The sequence below is a fragment of the Flavobacteriales bacterium genome (assembly GCA_019694795.1).
Lineage (GTDB): Bacteria > Bacteroidota > Bacteroidia > Flavobacteriales_D > UBA2798 > UBA2798.
In genome coordinates this window covers 1-17,449 of sequence record JAIBBF010000010.1, presented here as the reverse complement: position 1 = coordinate 17,449, position 17,449 = coordinate 1, and the positions used below count along the sequence as shown (strand labels likewise).

The window sequence follows — 17,449 nt, the reverse complement described above, 5'->3', positions numbered from 1 at the left end:
TTTGCAGATATGAAAAGCAAACTAAATAAAGAATTGCTATCGGTTTCTGTTGATCAATTGAGGGAAAGACCTTCGTTGATTGAACACCGCATGGAATACATTGAAAGCTTCAATGGAGTGGAAGCTATCAATGATTCTAAGGCAACTGATTTGCGTTCGGTGAATGAATCATTAATGCAAATCGAAAAACCGGTGGTGTTGATTTTACAGACTACCGATTTTCCGGAGGATTATTCGATTCTCGCATCACTTGTGAAATACAAAGTTGTTTCATTGGTGGTTTTCGGAGTTGAGCAGGATTTAGAAATACGTCGTTCATTGTCTGAGGTGGTGGATAATTACGATTACGTTTCAAATCTGACAGAAGCTGTATCAAAAGCAAAATCATGGTCGAAATCCGGAGATGTTGTGTTGTTCTCTCCCGGATGCGCCAGTTTCGGAATGTTTGAAGATTATCGTCACCGTGGTGATTCTTTTAAATCGAATTGGAATAATTAAAACGCTTGAGAGCTGTATTTACATATCTAAAGGGAGATAAAGTGATCTGGATGATTGCATTGTTGCTTTCATTGCTATCGCTGGTGTCGGTTTATTCCTTCACACCAATTCTTGTTCGTTCGAGTGATACAGGAACGGAATCCTTTTTGATTAAACATGTAATGATGGTGGTGACCGGTTTCGTCATGATGTTTTATGTTCACAATATCAACTTTAAATATTTTTCCAAGCTATCGCAGATTTTGGTTTGGGTGAGTGTGATTTTATTGTTTGTCACATTGGTGGCAGGAGTAAAAATTAACTCAGCAGAGCGCTGGCTGGAAATTCCTGTTTTAAATATTAAGTTTCAAACTTCCGACTTTGCGAAGGTGGTACTGATTGTTTTTGTTGCGCGGATGCTCACCATTAACAAGGATAAATTTGAAGATTTCAGAGAGGGAATTGTTCCCATTCTGATTCCTGTTGGTTTGGTTATCGGTTTAATTATTACGCAAAATCTTTCTACAGCCGTTTTAATTTTTGGAATTGTACTCATCATGTTTTTTTTAGCAAAAGTTCCAATGCGGCATATTTTAACCATTGTGGGAAGTGCTGTTGCTGCAATGGCATTGATGCTGTTGCTGGCCAAAGCTAATCCTGAATTACTACCGCGTTTGGAAACATGGATGAATCGTTTTACCAGTCACTCCTCCGAAGACCCGAAAAAACAATGGCAAATTAATAATGCACTTCAGGCCGTTGCCAATGGAGGAATGCTTGGACAAGGACCCGGTAATGGTCAAATGAAGCACATTATCCCCGAAGCATATGCCGACTTTGTGTTTGCTTCTTTCATTGAAGAATTCGGCATGTTGGGCGGTGTGGCATTGCTGATGATGTATTTGATTTTATTGTACAGATCCATTCGCATTGCCTCTAAATGCGATAGCAATTTTGGTTCATTACTGGTTCTGGGGTTATGCCTTAATCTGGTATTTATGGCCTTTGTAAATATGGCAGTATGTACGAAAATAATGCCTGTTACTGGTCAGAATATGCCATTGATTTCAATGGGAGGAACATCAACATGGTTTACCTGTGTATCGCTCGGCATGATCTTAAGCGTTAGCCGTAGTGTAGAGCAGGAATCAGAAGAAGAGCATAATCGTGCAAAGCGGAATACAAGTGCAAAAGAGGAAGGAGGAAATTATGTCGTTGCGTAAAGTTTTAATTAGTGGAGGAGGAACGGGTGGACATATTTTCCCTGCTGTAGCTATTGCAAATGCATTAAAGAAAAAGAATCCTGATCTCGATATTTTATTTGTTGGAGCAGAAGGCCGCATGGAAATGGAAAAGGTTCCGGCCGCCGGATATAAAATTGTGGGATTAAAAATTCAGGGGATGCCACGGAAAATTACCTTTAAATGGTTTTCATTTTTCTGGAATCTTTTTGGAAGCATGATTAAAGGACGAAACGTAATTCGTGAATTTAATCCGGATGTAGTTGTTGGAGTAGGAGGGTATGCTAGTGGACCCATGTTAAAAATTGCCACACAAAAAAGAATACCTACCGTAATTCAGGAGCAGAATTCGTTTCCGGGTAAAACAAATAAATTATTGGCAGGATCCGTCAATAAAATTTGTGTTGCCTATGATGGTTTGGATAAATGGTTTCCGAAGGAGAAAATTATTCTCACCGGAAATCCCGTACGCGAAGAAGTCGTAATGCTGGAAGGTAAACGTCCGCGTGCCGCTGAATTTTTCGGTTTAAATGCAGATAAGAAAACGCTGTTAATTGTTGGCGGTAGTTTAGGTGCGCGAACCATCAATGAAGCCATTGAGTTGTATTTGCCGAAATTAAAAAAAGAGGAGATTCAGGTAGTATGGCAAACCGGAAAAACCTATTTCGATCGTGCAAAAAAAGCGGTGGAAGAATTGAAATGCGACCATATTAAAGTTTTTGATTTTATCACACGAATGGATTTGGGTTATGCTATGGCTGATGTGGTTATTTCCAGAGCGGGAGCAATTGCAATTTCCGAATTGTGTTTAGTTCGTAAACCGGTCATTCTGGTACCTTCTCCCAATGTGGCAGAAGATCATCAGACAAAAAATGCCATGGCTTTGGTCAACCACCATGCCGCTTTATTGGTAAAAGATGTTGAAGCAAAGGAGAAATTAGGAATCACAGCAGTTGAATTGCTGAAAGATGAAGAAAAATGTTTTGGATTGCATCGTAATATCGGAGGAATGGGATTTGTGAATTCGGCAGATGCGATTGCCGGTGTAATTATGGATTTGGTAAAATGAACGTGAACGAAACGCGACATATCTACTTTTTAGGCATCGGCGGAATAGGCATGAGCGCCCTGGCGAGGTATTTTCATTCGCTGGGAATTCGTATTTCGGGTTATGATAAAACATCTACCGCATTAACGGCAGAAATGGAAAAAATGGGAATGCAAATTCATTATGAAGATCGACCGGAATTAATTCCTTCGGATATCGACTTTGTGGTAATTACACCTGCAATTCCCGTAGATTCAAACGAACGCGTTTATTTAGAGAAAAGCGGTTTACCTATTAAAAAGCGTGCAGAAGTGTTGGGGATTATTTCCAGGAATGCAACCTGTTTATGTGTTGCAGGCACACACGGAAAAACCACCACCACCACCTTGCTTACTCATATTTTAAAATCCAGTGGTGTTAATTGCACTGCCTTTTTAGGTGGCATCGCGGCGAATTATGGCAGCAATTATATTGAAGGGAATCCTTCACTGGTTGTTATGGAGGCAGATGAATACGATCGTTCGTTTTTGCAATTAAAACGCGATGGCGTAATCGTTACGGCAGTTGATCCTGATCACCTCGATATTTACGGTACGCCTGAAAATATGCTTTCTGCTTATGCAGAATTTGTAAATGGAATTTCGGTGGATGGACATCTTGTCGTTCGTAGTCAATTACCTTTAAATATCAGCAGTAAAGTCCCGGTTCAATATTATGCCGGTGAATCATTAAACCGTGCTGAAAATATTCGGGTTGAAAATGGATATTTTGTTTTCGATTTTATCGGAGAGCAATGCTCCATTTCAAACCTCGAATTTGCAATGCCGGGTCGACATAACATCGAAAATGCCTGTGCAGCTATCACTTTAGCATTGAACTATGGCGCAAATGAAAAGGGGATTCGTGAGGCATTAAAAAATTTCAGAGGAATTAAACGTCGCTTCGAATTTTATATTCGTTCCGAACAATTGAATCTGATTGATGATTACGCGCATCACCCGGTGGAATTGCGTGCTGCGATTGGGGCTGCAAAGGAATTGTTTGCTGGTAAAAAAATTACCGGTGTTTTTCAACCGCATTTATTCACCAGAACACGTGATTTCATGCGTGAATTTGCCGAAAGTCTATCCCTGTTGGATGAACTCATTTTACTGGATATTTATCCCGCAAGAGAGAAACCGATTGATGGAATTACTTCTGCTAAATTATTGGAACTCGTGAATGGTCCTCATAAAGAATTATTATCAAAAGAAGATGCAGTAAAAGAAATTTGTCAACGCAAACCTGAAGTTACACTGATTTTGGGTGCCGGTGATATTGATCGTTTACCAATGGAAATTAAAAATGGATTAACAAGGGAATGAAACGAATATTAAATATCGTATTCTGGATTGCATTGCCTGTTACAATGTTAATCATGCTGGGATTTGTAAGCGGATCTCAATCGGAATTGGTATGCAATAATGTGAGCATTTCTATTGATCATTCCAATGGAATGATGTTTTTAAATAATGAATTGCTAATCGATAAATTAAAACAAACACATGTATATCCGGTAGGGAAAAAGTTTAAAGAAATTAAGGTTGGGGAAATAGAACAGGTTCTATTGAATATTTCGGAAGTTCAGGATGCGGAGGTTTATAAAACGATTGATGGAAATATTGGGATTTCCGTTACACAACGCAACCCGATTGTTCGAGTTTTGAATCTTAATGGACGACAATTTTATATCGACGACCGTGGTTATCAAATGCCTATTTCAGAACATTATTATCCGCGTGTTCTGGTGGTAAACGGATATATCAGTGAGCCATTTGTAGAGGAGAGCGCTTATGAAATAGCATCAGATTCGAGTTTACGTGCAGGATTTAAAACAGATGATGTTTTTGCAATGGCCAGTTATATTTCTAATGATCCCTTCTGGTCGGCACAGATTCAGGAAATATATTTTGAGCCTTCGGGCGATATGGAACTAATTCCAGTGGTTGGAGATCATCGGATTATTTTTGGTGATACCACCCATCTGGAAGCGAAATTCAATAAGCTAAAAGTATTCTATCAGGAAGGATTAAGAAAAACCGGTTGGAATCTTTACGACACTATTAATTTAAAATACAAGGATCAGATTGTCTGTTCCCGAAAATAGAAATGCACAAACAAAACAACAATAACAAACAACAACAACAAACAACATAAGTAGTATGGAATCACCTGAGATCATCGTCGGACTCGACATCGGAACCACCAAAATTGCCTGCCTGGTGGGTCGCAAAAATGAACACGGCAAGATCGAAATCCTCGGCGTAGGAAAATCGGAATCGGTAGGCGTTACCCGTGGCGTAGTTTCTAACATTGAAAAAACGGTTGCATCAATTAAAGCAGCCGTGGAAGAAGCATCCCGAAAATCGGGAGTTGAAATCAATGTGGTGAACGTAGGTATTGCGGGACAACATATCAAGAGTCTGCAACACCGTGGTATTCGCACACGCAACAGTGTAGATGAAGAAATTGCGCAGGATGATATCGATGCGCTGATTGAAGACATGTATAAACTGGTGATGCTGCCGGGTGAAGAAATTATTCACGTGTTGCCGCAGGAATATATTGTGGATAATGAACAGGGAATAAAAGATCCGATTGGTATGTCGGGTATTCGACTCGAAGCGAATTTCCATATTATAACCGGACAAATAGCTGCTGCAAAAAACATTCATAAATGTGTTGCAAAAGCAGGACTGGAAGTAGATGAATTAATTCTAGAACCACTTGCCTCTTCCGAAGCTGTGCTTAGCATGGAAGAAAAAGAAGCGGGTGTTGTACTGGTAGATATTGGTGGCGGTACTACCGACATTGCCATTTTCCAGGATGGAATTATTCGTCACACTGCCGTAATTCCATTTGGTGGTAATGTAATTACTGAAGACGTAAAAGACGGATGCACCATCATTCATAAACAAGCAGAATTACTGAAAGTAAAATTCGGTAGTGCGCTTGCCAGTGAAAGTCAGGCCAACGAAATCGTTTGTATTCCTGGTTTACGCGGACGTGAACCGAAAGAAATTTCAGTTCGCAATCTTGCATCCATCATTCAGGCGAGAATGGAAGAAATTGTTGAGCATGTTTATTACGAAATCAAAAATTCCGGATACGAGAAAAAATTGATTGGTGGAATTGTTGTCACCGGCGGTGGTTCGCAATTGAAACACATCACTCAATTGTTCGAATACATTACCGGAATGGATGCTCGTATCGGTTACCCTACCGAACATCTTTCTAAAGGAGCAGAAGAAGTAACCAGTCCAATGTTCTCTACCGGTGTTGGATTAGTTCTTATGGGCTTCCAGAAATATGAAAAACAAGCAAGAAGTAAAACAACTTCCATTAAAACTCACTCTCAGAAAACAAAAGGAAACTTCTTCGAAAAGATTTTCGGTAAAGTAGGGAAGTCCTTCTTCGAAGAGGATATTGATTAAAGCAAACAACAAACAACAATAACAACAAACCAAAACTCAAAGCTTATGTTTAAGTTTGAATTACCCAGAGAACAATCTTCGATCATTAAGGTGATTGGAGTTGGTGGTGGCGGAAGTAATGCCGTTAACTACATGTTCCGCCAGCAAATTAAAGGTGTCGACTTTATCGTCTGCAACACCGATAGTCAGTCGCTCGAAATGAGTCCTGTTCCAACTAAAATTCAATTAGGATCCAGTCTTACGCAAGGACTGGGTGCAGGAGCATTACCTGAAGTTGGTCGCAATGCGGCAATCGAGAATATCGACGACATTAAAAGCTTTTTAAGTCAGAATACCAAAATGGTTTTCATTACTGCAGGAATGGGCGGTGGTACCGGTACAGGTGCTGCTCCGGTTATTGCGCAGGTAGCGAAAGACATGGGGATTCTAACTGTAGGTATTGTTACTATTCCATTTTCTTTCGAAGGGAAGAAAAGAAAGCAACAAGCCGAAGAAGGTTTAGAAAGCATGCGCAATGCAGTAGATACTTTATTGGTGATCAATAATGATAAACTGCGTGAGATGTATGGTAACCTTACGCTTGCCAATGCATTCGGACAAGCAGATGAGGTGCTGAACACTGCAGCTCGTGGTATTGCAGAAATGATTTCCGTTACCGGTTTAATTAACGTCGATTTCAACGATGTGAATACGGTAATGCGTAACAGTGGTGTCGCTATTATGGGATCAGCTACAGCTGCGGGAGAAAATCGTGCACGTGTTGCTGTAGAGAAAGCACTTTCTTCACCATTGTTGAATGATAATCACATTCAAGGTGCAAAATTTGTATTGTTGAATATCACCTACGGAACACAGGAAGTTACCATGGATGAAATTGCTGAGATTACAGATTTCATTCAGGAAGAAGCCGGATCTACAGCAGATGTAATCTGGGGACATGGTTTCGATGAGGAATTGGGAGATCAGGTATTGGTTACCGTTATCGCTACCGGATTTAATCGTACGCCGGACACTGGTGTAACTATGAAAATGCCGGAAAAGAAAGTGGTAACACTTACCGAAGAAACACCTGTTGTAACCGGAAATCTGATTACAAGTCCTGTTTCTTCTCCAACGCAAATGAATCCAACTTCAGAAAAAGTAATTGAACCTTATCTGAAGAATGCGGGTCCGGAAACCATTGCAGAACCTGTTGCAGAAACAGTTTCGTCGGATGAACCTGTTTTAAAAATTGTTGAAACGCCGATCGCTGAAGAAAAAATTTCCATCACTGAAATGGAGGTTGAAACACCTGAGCCGGTAATAAAACATACACTCGATGTTTCTTCTGAAGAAACAGAGACCTTCGAATATGAATTTGAATCGTCGGTAGAGGAAGTGATTTCTGAAACTCCGGTTGCTGAAGTTAAAACGCCTGTGGTTGAAACATTCGAAGCAGAGATTAAAACTCCGGAAATCGTGAATGAAGAACCGAAAAAAGAAGTTATTCGTCACTGGTTAACCGAAGAAGATTTGGAAGAAACTTCCAATGATAATTCAACTTCGACTCCTGTAAATAATGTTACTCCGGAAGTTAAAATGGAGAACAAACAAACAGAAGTTCGTTCTGAAGTAAAATCTGAATCTCAATCATCACTTTTTCCGGTAGAGAACATCGATCCGCAAAAGGAAAAGCAAATGAGTGCAGAAGAGCAACAGAAAAGAGCCAATGAGCGTTTTGCGCGTTTAAAAGAATTGACCGCAAAAATTAAAACGCCAAGTGGATTAAACGAAATCGAAAATCAACCGGCCTACCTTCGCAGAAATGTGAATCTGGAAAACACCCGTCATTCTTCCGAATCGAATATTTCTAAATATTCTGTTGGAGGAAAAGATGAAAATGGTAAAAGTGGTTTATCGAACAATTCGTTTCTTCACGATAATGTAGATTAATGATGACGGGGGAGTTTTCGCTCTCCCTAAATTTTTTTATTATGAGTTTAAGCGATAAAATCAATAGCGATATCAAGTCGGCCATGCTGGCTAAAGAAAAAGAGAAACTCGAAGCTCTTCGTGCTATTAAGGCTGCTTTGTTGTTGGAGCAGACAAAAGGTACTGGAGAAGTAACCGAGGATGCTGAAGTAAAAATCTTGCAGAAGATGTACAAGCAACGTATGGAGTCGGCAGAAATTTACAAGGCGCAGGGTCGTCCCGAATTGGAAGAACCTGAATTATTTCAGGCAAATATTATTAAAGCGTATTTGCCTGAACAAATGAGTGAAGAACAAGTGAAAGCTGTTATTCAGGAAGTCATTGCCCAGGTTGGTGCAAGTTCTGCTGCCGATATGGGAAAAGTGATGGGTCCTGCAATGGCTAAATTACAAGGTAAAGCAGATGGTAAATTGATCTCTGCTCTTGTAAAACAATTGTTGAGTTAATCGTTTTTTGTTTTGTTGTTTGTTATAGGAAAAGGCCCCTGCCGTAAGGTGGGGGTTTTTTTATGGACTTTTCTTTTTCTTTTTCTTCCCCTTTTTCTCCTCGATAAGAATCTGTTCAAGGGTTCGTTCTTTAAGGGCATTTACGGTGACATCCCGCACTTCTTTTAATACGCTTCGAATTCCGCAGGCTTCTTCATCGTGACATTCATCGCAGGGCTGATAATAGCGATGGGTAACGCAGGGTAATAATCCAATGGCTCCATCGAAAATCCGGATTACATCGGCGAGATTTACTTGTGCAGGGGATTTAATCAGGTAATACCCTCCGCCTTTTCCCATTTTACTTCCCAGAATTCCGTTTCTTTTAAGTTCAAGCAGAATAGCTTCCAGAAATTTTCGGGGAATATTTTCTTCAGTTGAAATATCAGTAATTAACACAGGGCCTTCACCGTAGTGACGGGCCAGATAGGTTAAAGCGTTGAGGGAATATTTGGCTTTTTTGGATAGCATACAGTCAAATATAGTCAAAATATGAATCCTACAGAATAGATAGGATTTATGGAAGTTCTGCTTAATTCTTAAATTGCATCATGCAAAATTTCAGAAATAAGGTGGTATGGATTACCGGAGCTTCTTCCGGCATCGGAGAAGAATTGGCTTATGCATTTTCTAAAGCTGGAGCACAATTAATTCTTTCTGCACGCAGGGCAACCGAACTTGAACGCGTAAAAAAAGCCTGTTCGCCTGAAAATAAAATCATGATTCTGCCTCTGGATCTTGAAAAACAAGAAGAATTTCCGGTATTGGTTTCTAAGGTCGTTTTAGAATTTGGACGAATCGATATTTTGGTAAATAATGGTGGTGTTTCTCAACGAGGAAATGCTGCTGAAACCAGTATGGAGGTGGACCGAAAAATTATGGAGGTTAATTATTTTGGAAACATTGCACTTACCAAAGCTGTACTCCCGATTATGAAACAACAGGGTTACGGACATTTTGTAATCATGAGTTCCATTGCCGGTAAATTCGGTTTTTTCCTTCGTTCTGCTTATTCCGCAGCCAAGCATGCATTGCATGGTTTTTATGAGTCTTTGCGCTTAGAGGAAGAAAAAAAAGGCATTCGTGTTACCATTGTTTGTCCCGGAAAAATTAATACCCCAATTTCACTTAATGCGCTCAGTAAAGATGGCACAGCCCATGGCGTGATGGATCATAATCAGGAAACAGGTATGCCTGCGGACGTTTGTGCTATTAAAATTTTAAATGCTGTTTCTAAAAATAAAGAGGAAGTATTAGTGGGAGGTAAAGAAATTAAAGCAGTTACTTTAAAACGATTATTCCCAAAACTATTTTCGAGGATTATTAGAAAACAATCTGCCACATAAAAAAAGGACCTGTTAAGGTCCTTTTTTATGATCAATAAATTTAAAATTATTGTTGTTCTTCTTTCGGCATTTTTGGTTTTTTAATCGTGAACACACGCGAGATATTAAAACCAAAACAGATATCTCCTTTGCCCCATTTACCGGTGGTTTCAGTGATGTAACCTTTGTCTACCATAATCGGTGTGTTGGTCATGTGTAATTGGAATACGTGTCCCCCGGTTTCAATATCAAATCCCAATGAAAGGGAGTTGGTATATCCCGCGGCGAGTTGTCCTTCGGGAACATAAAAATATTCTGCATTTAAGGCAAGCCGGTTGGTGAGTTTTGCTCTTCCTGCTCCTCCAATAGCGAAGACGGTATTTTTTTCTGCAGCGGTTAAAACAAAATTTCTGTGTACGATGGTTGGTAATAATTCCGCAGAAAACCTTTCGTTGAATTTTCTTCCGACAATAATGTGATTCACATAATTGATCCGTGTATCGAAGGTGCGCTCGTAAAATGTGTTATCGAAACGCATTCCGTTTACCGACATGCTCGAATAGAGAATTAATGAAATCGGCATTTTGTTGCTATTGGCGGTTTGCCACAATAGCCGGTATTTAATATGGCCATCTACCGTTTTTTCATAGGTGCTTCTGCCTATTCCGATTTGCAGGCGGTCGGTAAGTCCGTAATCCAGACTTAAACGCATGCTGGCCTGATCCAAACCGAAGAATTGATACAGTCCGCCGTTAATTTGTCCGAATCGGTGTGATATTCTGAAATCGAGTACACCACCGTAAGTGGTTTCCAGCGATTGCGCATTAATCACCTTCGAATTTTTAAAACTGGCGCGTGTTCTTACCACTTCTTCTTCATCGCCTAATTCACTTAATAAATCCTGCGAAAAGGTATTCAGACTGAATAGTCCGAATGTAAACAGGAGAATGCTTTGTTTTAATTTCATTTTTTCAATGGTTCAAAAGAAGGTATGTTAACCACCACTTTAATCACTTCTGCAATCTTTGCTCCAACCACAGATGGTACGGTGATGTTATAATCTTTAAGTGCAATGTTTACGGTTGAACTTGCAGAAATTTTTCCGCCTTTAATTACAATTTTTCCGCTTTCGGCAACTTTTTTTGTCACTCCGTGAATGGTCATTTCTCCTTCCACTTTTGCAACGTATTCTCCATCTTTTTTAAAGTCGATATCTTTAATGTTGGTGATGGCTCCTTTAAATGTTGCTTTCGGGAATTTGGGCGACTCCATATAATTTTCATTGAAGTGTTCCTGCATCAGTGCTTTTTCAAATTCAAAAGCGGTGATAAGTACGGAAAATTCAAGCTTGCCGCTTTCTTGTTCCAGAACAGCAGTTACGCGATTGTTATGCGCTTCAATTTTTTCAACGGAAGTTTCGGAATAAAAAGAGATTTGTCCCTTTTTGGTAAACACTTTGGTTTGTGCATTGGCCATTACCGGCGCGAGCAACAAGAGGAAGATTAATTTTTTCATGACTGGTTTTTAGGTTGGGTTAATCAAGAATAATGCCGACGTTTAATTCGATGTCGGTCAGTTTACCATTGCACTTGCCTTTCACTGTAATTTCATCACCGGGGTGAAGTGATTTTGCCTTTTCTGATTGCTCGGGCACCAGGTGACAATTAACACCTCCCATCAAATCATCCGTTTCGAGCAGCACGTCGTAGTTTTTATCATTCGGACTAACCTCTGCAACTATTCCTTTTACCTCCAGCATTTTCTCGAGGTATTTTTTGGTAGCGGCCGTTTCGTCTGCGTTGAACTCATTCATCAGGTCAACAGCAGTCACTTTAAAATCGGTGGCCGCATCTGCAGCGGTGGCGGGTTTACGGTTCCATTCCGAATAGGCGTACCATGCTCCGATGGCAACTCCGGCAAGGACCAGAAGTAAAATAATTTTTTTCATCGTTTAATTATTAGGAGCTCCCTGGGCGATCCACTTTTCAATGGCACTGATTTCGCAAGCAGGCATTGAAGGGGCATCCTTTGGCATGGGACTATATCCGTTTTCATGCCTGATTACTCCTAGTAATACGCCATTTAGAGCTTCAGCTGAAATATCGGAATAATTATCGAGAATATAACCGCCCTCAGCCCGGAGATTATCGTGGCAGGGTAGGCAGCGCTGGGTGATAATGGGCCGGATTTGCTTTGAAAAACTTAAGGTATCCAACTGGCACAAGGTTTCCTGAATGAGCGTCTGCTCATTTTCTTTCGAGCAGGCCATAGTAAGAATAACTACAGCCATGCCGAAAAAAACAAACTTAATCACAATGAAAAGAGATTACTTGATAAGCACTTTATTCAGATGAATTTCCTGATTGGCAGAGGTAAGACGAACCAGATAAATTCCTTTATCAAATGATGCAACATTTACATCACCGGAGGTGACACCCTTTAAAACGATATTTTCTGTGTAAACAATTTTACCACTTACGTCGATTAATTCAAGCATATAATTTCCGCTCAATTCAGATTGAATACGGATGCTCTCGGATGCTGGATTCGGAAATACGGTAAAAGCTACCTGCGCTACATCTTCAATTCCCGCAAATGTATTTTCGGTAATAATAGTTGCGCCTAAATTAGAAGGAGAATCGCCGGTATCGTTGTTATTGTTGTTTCCGCAATTTCCGGTGGTATAAAATTTTACGGTTCCCGAACCTGAAGCTGGAGCTACCCAGTTTAACATGAACACTCCGGTTGTACTAGGCGATGGATGCTCTCCATATTTTCTTCCGCCTAAAGTAACCACTTTGGTATTTGCACTCTGTGCAGATAAAGTTCCTGCATTGGAATTGTTGGATAATAATGCCACAGTTTGAAAACCAAAATTCGGATTTCCCGCACCTGCCGTGATCGTAATTTTCCAGGTGTAAGTTGCTCCCGGGTTATAGGAAGTAACAGGTGTATTTGTGGCATCTAATAATTGTGCAGAAATGGAAGGACTAAATCCGCCACCACCGTGACATTGTCCGCAGTTTAAATTCGATACCGGAGACCCTGTTCGGTCTTTGCTGTGCGTCGCTGCTCCGTTATCGTATGAGGCTAAAAAGAGGCTAAATCCTCCCAACGCTGTAATAAAGAGTAATGTTTTCTTCATGGCAAATAGTTGTTTGTACAAAAATATATCAGAAGACGTTAAGAAAGTTTGTTTGGTTGTGTTGTGTGACTAATTCATGACAATTAGCGATGTAACGGTAGAAATCCGAGAGTAAAAGGTGTAGAAATGCTATCAAAACCGAATACCTGCCACACAAACATCATCAATCTGTTCAAGATTTCCTTTCCAGTTTTCGAAGGTTTTGGAAAGCGTCTGCACTTGTTCTTCTGAAGAAAGATGATGGATGGATAGCAATAATTTTTTGAGTCCCGAACTTTTTAATTTTTTTCCATTTTCACCACCAAACTGATCGGCAAATCCATCCGTAAACAAATAAATCTGATCGCCTTTGGTAATTGAAATTGTTTTCGATTGAAATTGTTGATCGGCATACCCTGCTCCAACAGGAAATTTATCGGCCTGCATTTCTTCAATGCTTTCACTTCCGTTTCTGATAATATACAATGGATTGTTTGCGCCCGACCATTGGAGTTGATTATTATTATCGATTCTTACCAATGAAATATCCATTCCGTCTTTCACTTCATCTTCGCTTTTCGAAAATGTTTTTAAAATTAAAGAGCGGGTATGATCGAGAATTTTTCCGGTGTCTTCAATTCCAAATTCTTTTACGGTGCGATCCAGTGCATTGGCACACACCACACTCACCAGCGCTCCGGGAACACCGTGTCCGGTACAATCTGCCACAGCGAAATAGGTGTATTTTTCTGTTTTCTCCATCCAGTAAAAATCGCCCGCTACAATGTCTTTTGGACGATATAGCACAAAGGTACCGGGCAGATGTTCCTTAATTGCACGGAGTGATGGAATAATGGCATCCTGTAAACGGCGTGCATAGTTGATGGAGTCGAGTATTTCCTTGTTTTTATCTTCAATTAATTCTTTCTGATGTTCAACTTCTTTTTTCTGCGCCAGAATTATGCGGTTGGTTTTTTGATTTTGGCGCAGCGAACGGAAAATGAGAACGGCGATCAATAAAACAAAAAGGAATCCGCCACCGAACATGATTTTTGTTTTTCGTTCAGAATCCGCTTCAATTTCTTTATTGCGGATTTCCTCTTGTTGCAACTTTTCCTTTTCTTTTAAACGGTCGATCTGTAATTGTTTTTTTTCATCCTGAAACCTGGCTTCAATTTCGAGACTAATCCGTTTGTTTTCTACATCTACCGATTCCTGAAAATATACGAGGAAGTAATTCTGATATTGATAAGCATTTTTATAGTCGCCAATTTGTTTATAATACTCGGCGAGATTTCCCAATGCATATTGAATGGAAGCATGATTATCGATTTGCTGTGCGAGCTCCAGTGATTGTAAGGATGTTTCAATGGCTTTTTTGTAATCGCCCATAGCCGATTGGGCAAGCGATAAATTGTTGAGGGTAACCGTAAGCGAATAGATATCGCCCGATTCTTTATCGATTTTTATATTTTCTTCATACAATTCAAGCGCCTTGGGGATTTCATCTTTTCTGCGGTAATAACCGGCCAAACCATTGTTGATTTGTGTTACCTGATCCGGATAGTGATCCCGAATAGCAATTTCCTTCGCTTTTTTATAATAGTAAATGGCAGAATCATGTTCTTGCTGGTAATAATGCCATTCAGCGATATTCACCAGTGTAGCGCATTCTTCTTCGGTGTTTTTTATGGATTTAAAAATGGAAAGTGCTTCATCGAAGTATCGCTTTGAATTTTTAAAATCACCTTGCTCCGATAAAACTGATCCGATATTGATGCGTGAAGTTCCCATGCCGCGTTTATCCTGAATCTCATCGCGAATTTTCATGGCTTTGATGTAATAATTCATGCATTTTTGCAATTCGTTCATATACCAATAGGTATTTCCCAAACTATTTAACACATAGGCCTCACGTTCCTTATTTCCAATTTTCTGTGCTAGTTCTACTGCCTTTTCTCCAAAATGGAGAGCTACTGAATAATTTTTCCCTTCGTTTTCGCGGGTCCATTCAATGTATTTTTCCAGGCGTTCCGAATCGGATTTTATTCGTAGTGCACTTTTTTCAAGTGAGTCAATAACCAACTCCGTTTCCTGAGCAAACAACGAGAAGTTTAACTGCAGTAATAGGTATAGAAAAAAATACCGCATGGGTGAATCAGGATTTTAATTTTTCGTTGGAGTGGTGACGATCATGGTCTCTCCCGGTTTTTTTATCGAGGTTTTTTTTCAGGGCCTCTTCCAAATCAATTCCGGTTTGATTCGCCAAACAAATCAATACAAAAAGCACATCTGCCAATTCATCGCCCAGATCTTTGTTTTTATCACTTTCCTTTTCCGATTGTTCACCATAGCGCCGGGCAATAATCCGGGCAACTTCACCAACTTCCTCAGTGAGCATTGCCATATTGGTTAATTCCGAAAAATAACGCACGCCATGCTCTTTAATCCAGCGATCAACCAGGGCCTGACTTTCTTTTATCGTCAACGTATCCATGAAGAAAAGATACACAATTCTTCGATTGATGGAAAATAAAAAAGTCACGGTGAAAAACCGTGACTTTCAATCTCATCGTATAGTCATTACCGGCCGGAAGCCAATCATGGGGGAGGGACCATTCACTTCGCTGCCCCATTCTTCCGGTGCTTCAATGCGAAGGAATTGTTCCGGACTCAACCAGGATCCTCCAATAGTGCCTGGTACTTTTTTGTTTTCTTTACGGTTAAAACGAATTACCATTTCAGAAACATTTCCACTCATACAATAGAGTCCGTATTTGTTGGGATTGTAACTATCGGTTCGGGCGGTGTGAAAGGCACCGTCCTGCATCATTTTTAAACCATCATTATTAGTTGGAATCCAATATTTCAAGGTGGAATCGTATTTACTGTTTACCTCTTCCAGATCGCTGAAATTTATCAGATAACATCCTTTTTCATTTTTTAAATGATCGTCGTCGGTCGATAAATTTCCGTGCAATCGTCCGCCATATGCCGCCATGGCCCATTCCGAATCAAAGGGAAGTCTGAAATCGTTCATTAGCGGTTTTTCTTTTTTCTTTAATGTTTCATTTACGGAAATCGTCAACCAATCACAGAAAAGTTTTGCGCCTTCACGGGTGATGTTAACAACCGGATATAAGTCGTAGGCAGGATGTGAAAAATAATTTTTTTCCATCGGTTCATTATAGGCGGCCTTCACAAAACGATCGGTCCACATCCGGTGAACCGGTCTGGCTTTTTTAAAGTCTTCTACTTTACCCTGAATCAACAAGTCAAATAAAAAAGTGCGGTATTCAAGATTGGTGATCTCATGCGTTCGGATTAAAAAACTTTGTATCGAAACAGTGTCGTTACGAAAGGAAATTGTACCCGAGGGAATAAGAGCATAATAGTTTTTATCCCGTTTAATTACACGGTCGATCATTTTCTTTTTAAACTTTTGCGTTTCCTTGATTTCTTCCGGACTTAAATTGGGAATATGATCTTCTTCAATGATTGTTCGCTGAAAGTTGGATGGTTTGATTTCGTTCGTGGGGATTTTTACCCGTTCATTTTTGAATTCTATCGGTTCATTGGATAAACTGTCGGACGGAATTGCATTTTTTTCTTCGTTTTGTTTCGGAACAAATTGTAAAGCCGCAATTTGTTTGGGTGCAGGATCGGGGTCCGGACTTATAATAGGCGGATTCTCTTCTGAAGCAGGAATGGTTGAGATAACTTCTACCGTTTTGTTTTCGGTTTCAGTTGAGTTTGAAAAGTAAACGGCAAGACCCCCAATTGCAATGGTAAGGGTAAATAATCCCCATTTAAAAAATGTGGATAATCCGGAGCCGGAGTAAACTGCAAATCCTTTTTTTCCGGCAACATGTTGAGCTACGATTTCCATAGTGGTTTCGTTTTTAGGTGAGACATGTTCGAGATCAAGAAAGTGCATTTTCAGCATCTTCTCAATATCGTTTTCGGAAAGAGGGCCCTTCTTTTCCATATTTATTTTTCTGATAATCGTTCGTTAATACGCTGGGTTAATCGTTGTTTTAAGCGCTGATAATATACTTTCAATTGAGATTCGGGTTTGTCAATATATTTCCGGATCTCCGAATAACTCATTTCCTGACTTCTTAGCAGTAAAAGCATGCGCTCCCAATCTTCCATTTTCTCCAGCTCCTCGTTCAGTATTTTCATTTGCGGAGAATCATTTTCTTTTTTTTCATCCTCTGCAAGCTCATGCTGATTTTCTTCCAGACTTAATTCGCCGGGTTTATATTTGTTATCGCGTAAATAATTCCGCAGATAATTGATATA

General features: G+C 40.0%; 19 protein-coding genes. 9 read left to right on the top strand and 10 right to left on the bottom strand.

Translation table 11 applies throughout. The features are described from left to right. Positions 1-9 precede the first annotated feature (9 nt). Genes K1X56_05150 through K1X56_05115 form a run of 8 tightly spaced genes read left to right on the top strand, consistent with a single transcriptional unit; the run spans position 10 to position 8,656 of the window. Positions 10-498 carry a hypothetical protein gene (locus K1X56_05150; protein ID MBX7094086.1) on the top strand — a complete coding sequence of 163 codons (489 nt, stop codon included), beginning with the start codon at positions 10-12 and terminating at the stop codon, positions 496-498. Between the two features lie 5 nt (positions 499-503). After that, positions 504-1,700, top strand: a complete 1,197-nt coding sequence (locus tag K1X56_05145; protein ID MBX7094085.1) for an FtsW/RodA/SpoVE family cell cycle protein — start codon at positions 504-506, stop codon at positions 1,698-1,700. A 7-nt stretch (positions 1,701-1,707) separates the two neighbouring features. Continuing rightward, positions 1,708-2,787 carry an undecaprenyldiphospho-muramoylpentapeptide beta-N-acetylglucosaminyltransferase gene (gene murG, locus K1X56_05140; protein MBX7094084.1) on the top strand — a complete coding sequence of 360 codons (1,080 nt, stop codon included), beginning with the start codon at positions 1,708-1,710 and terminating at the stop codon, positions 2,785-2,787. After that, positions 2,784-4,130, top strand: a complete 1,347-nt coding sequence (gene murC, locus K1X56_05135; GenBank protein MBX7094083.1) for a UDP-N-acetylmuramate--L-alanine ligase — start codon at positions 2,784-2,786, stop codon at positions 4,128-4,130. The genes murG and murC overlap by 4 nt, the downstream gene beginning before the upstream one ends. After that, positions 4,127-4,912 carry a hypothetical protein gene (locus K1X56_05130; protein MBX7094082.1) on the top strand — a complete coding sequence of 262 codons (786 nt, stop codon included), beginning with the start codon at positions 4,127-4,129 and terminating at the stop codon, positions 4,910-4,912. Before murC ends, K1X56_05130 begins: the two co-directional genes overlap by 4 nt. A gap of 55 nt (positions 4,913-4,967) precedes the next feature. Beyond that, a complete protein-coding gene (gene ftsA, locus K1X56_05125; GenBank protein ID MBX7094081.1) occupies positions 4,968-6,239 on the top strand; it encodes a cell division protein FtsA in 1,272 nt (423 codons plus the stop codon). Between the two features lie 45 nt (positions 6,240-6,284). Next, positions 6,285-8,171, top strand: a complete 1,887-nt coding sequence (ftsZ, locus tag K1X56_05120; GenBank protein ID MBX7094080.1) for a cell division protein FtsZ — start codon at positions 6,285-6,287, stop codon at positions 8,169-8,171. A 41-nt stretch (positions 8,172-8,212) separates the two neighbouring features. Further along, the gene (locus K1X56_05115) at positions 8,213-8,656 is read left to right on the top strand and encodes a GatB/YqeY domain-containing protein (protein MBX7094079.1); all 444 of its coding nucleotides are present in this window, start codon (positions 8,213-8,215) and stop codon (positions 8,654-8,656) included. Between the two features lie 60 nt (positions 8,657-8,716). On the opposite strand, the gene K1X56_05110 is transcribed toward K1X56_05115, so the two are convergent. Further along, entirely contained in the window at positions 8,717-9,166 is a 450-nt protein-coding gene (locus K1X56_05110; protein ID MBX7094078.1) for an Rrf2 family transcriptional regulator, read from the bottom strand. An 80-nt stretch (positions 9,167-9,246) separates the two neighbouring features. Between K1X56_05110 and K1X56_05105 the strand changes: the two genes are divergently transcribed. Beyond that, complete coding sequence (locus K1X56_05105) at positions 9,247-10,041, top strand: SDR family oxidoreductase (GenBank protein MBX7094077.1); 795 nt, start codon at positions 9,247-9,249, stop codon at positions 10,039-10,041. A gap of 46 nt (positions 10,042-10,087) precedes the next feature. Here K1X56_05105 and K1X56_05100 read toward each other — a convergent pair whose 3' ends face one another. From K1X56_05100 to K1X56_05060, 9 genes are all read right to left on the bottom strand, one after another. Then, positions 10,088-10,987, bottom strand: a complete 900-nt coding sequence (locus K1X56_05100) for a hypothetical protein (GenBank protein ID MBX7094076.1) — start codon at positions 10,985-10,987, stop codon at positions 10,088-10,090. Continuing rightward, the gene (locus K1X56_05095; protein ID MBX7094075.1) at positions 10,984-11,535 is read right to left on the bottom strand and encodes a YceI family protein; all 552 of its coding nucleotides are present in this window, start codon (positions 11,533-11,535) and stop codon (positions 10,984-10,986) included. Before K1X56_05095 ends, K1X56_05100 begins: the two co-directional genes overlap by 4 nt. A gap of 19 nt (positions 11,536-11,554) precedes the next feature. Continuing rightward, on the bottom strand, positions 11,555-11,968 hold the full coding sequence (locus K1X56_05090; protein MBX7094074.1) for an OB-fold putative lipoprotein: 414 nt from the start codon (positions 11,966-11,968) through the stop codon (positions 11,555-11,557). A 3-nt stretch (positions 11,969-11,971) separates the two neighbouring features. Continuing rightward, the gene (locus K1X56_05085; protein ID MBX7094073.1) at positions 11,972-12,310 is read right to left on the bottom strand and encodes a hypothetical protein; all 339 of its coding nucleotides are present in this window, start codon (positions 12,308-12,310) and stop codon (positions 11,972-11,974) included. 36 nt (positions 12,311-12,346) lie between these two features. After that, on the bottom strand, positions 12,347-13,165 hold the full coding sequence (locus K1X56_05080; GenBank protein ID MBX7094072.1) for a T9SS type A sorting domain-containing protein: 819 nt from the start codon (positions 13,163-13,165) through the stop codon (positions 12,347-12,349). Positions 13,166-13,297: 132 nt separating this feature from the next. Beyond that, complete coding sequence (locus K1X56_05075; protein MBX7094071.1) at positions 13,298-15,295, bottom strand: tetratricopeptide repeat protein; 1,998 nt, start codon at positions 15,293-15,295, stop codon at positions 13,298-13,300. A 7-nt stretch (positions 15,296-15,302) separates the two neighbouring features. After that, positions 15,303-15,632 (bottom strand): nucleotide pyrophosphohydrolase, encoded by a 330-nt coding sequence (locus tag K1X56_05070; GenBank protein MBX7094070.1) that lies wholly within the window; start codon positions 15,630-15,632, stop codon positions 15,303-15,305. A gap of 81 nt (positions 15,633-15,713) precedes the next feature. Next, positions 15,714-17,132, bottom strand: coding sequence for a formylglycine-generating enzyme family protein (locus K1X56_05065; GenBank protein MBX7094069.1), 1,419 nt, complete (start codon positions 17,130-17,132; stop codon positions 15,714-15,716). Between the two features lie 2 nt (positions 17,133-17,134). Next, a partial coding sequence (locus K1X56_05060; GenBank protein ID MBX7094068.1) for a hypothetical protein occupies positions 17,135-17,449 on the bottom strand: 315 nt, incomplete at its 5' end.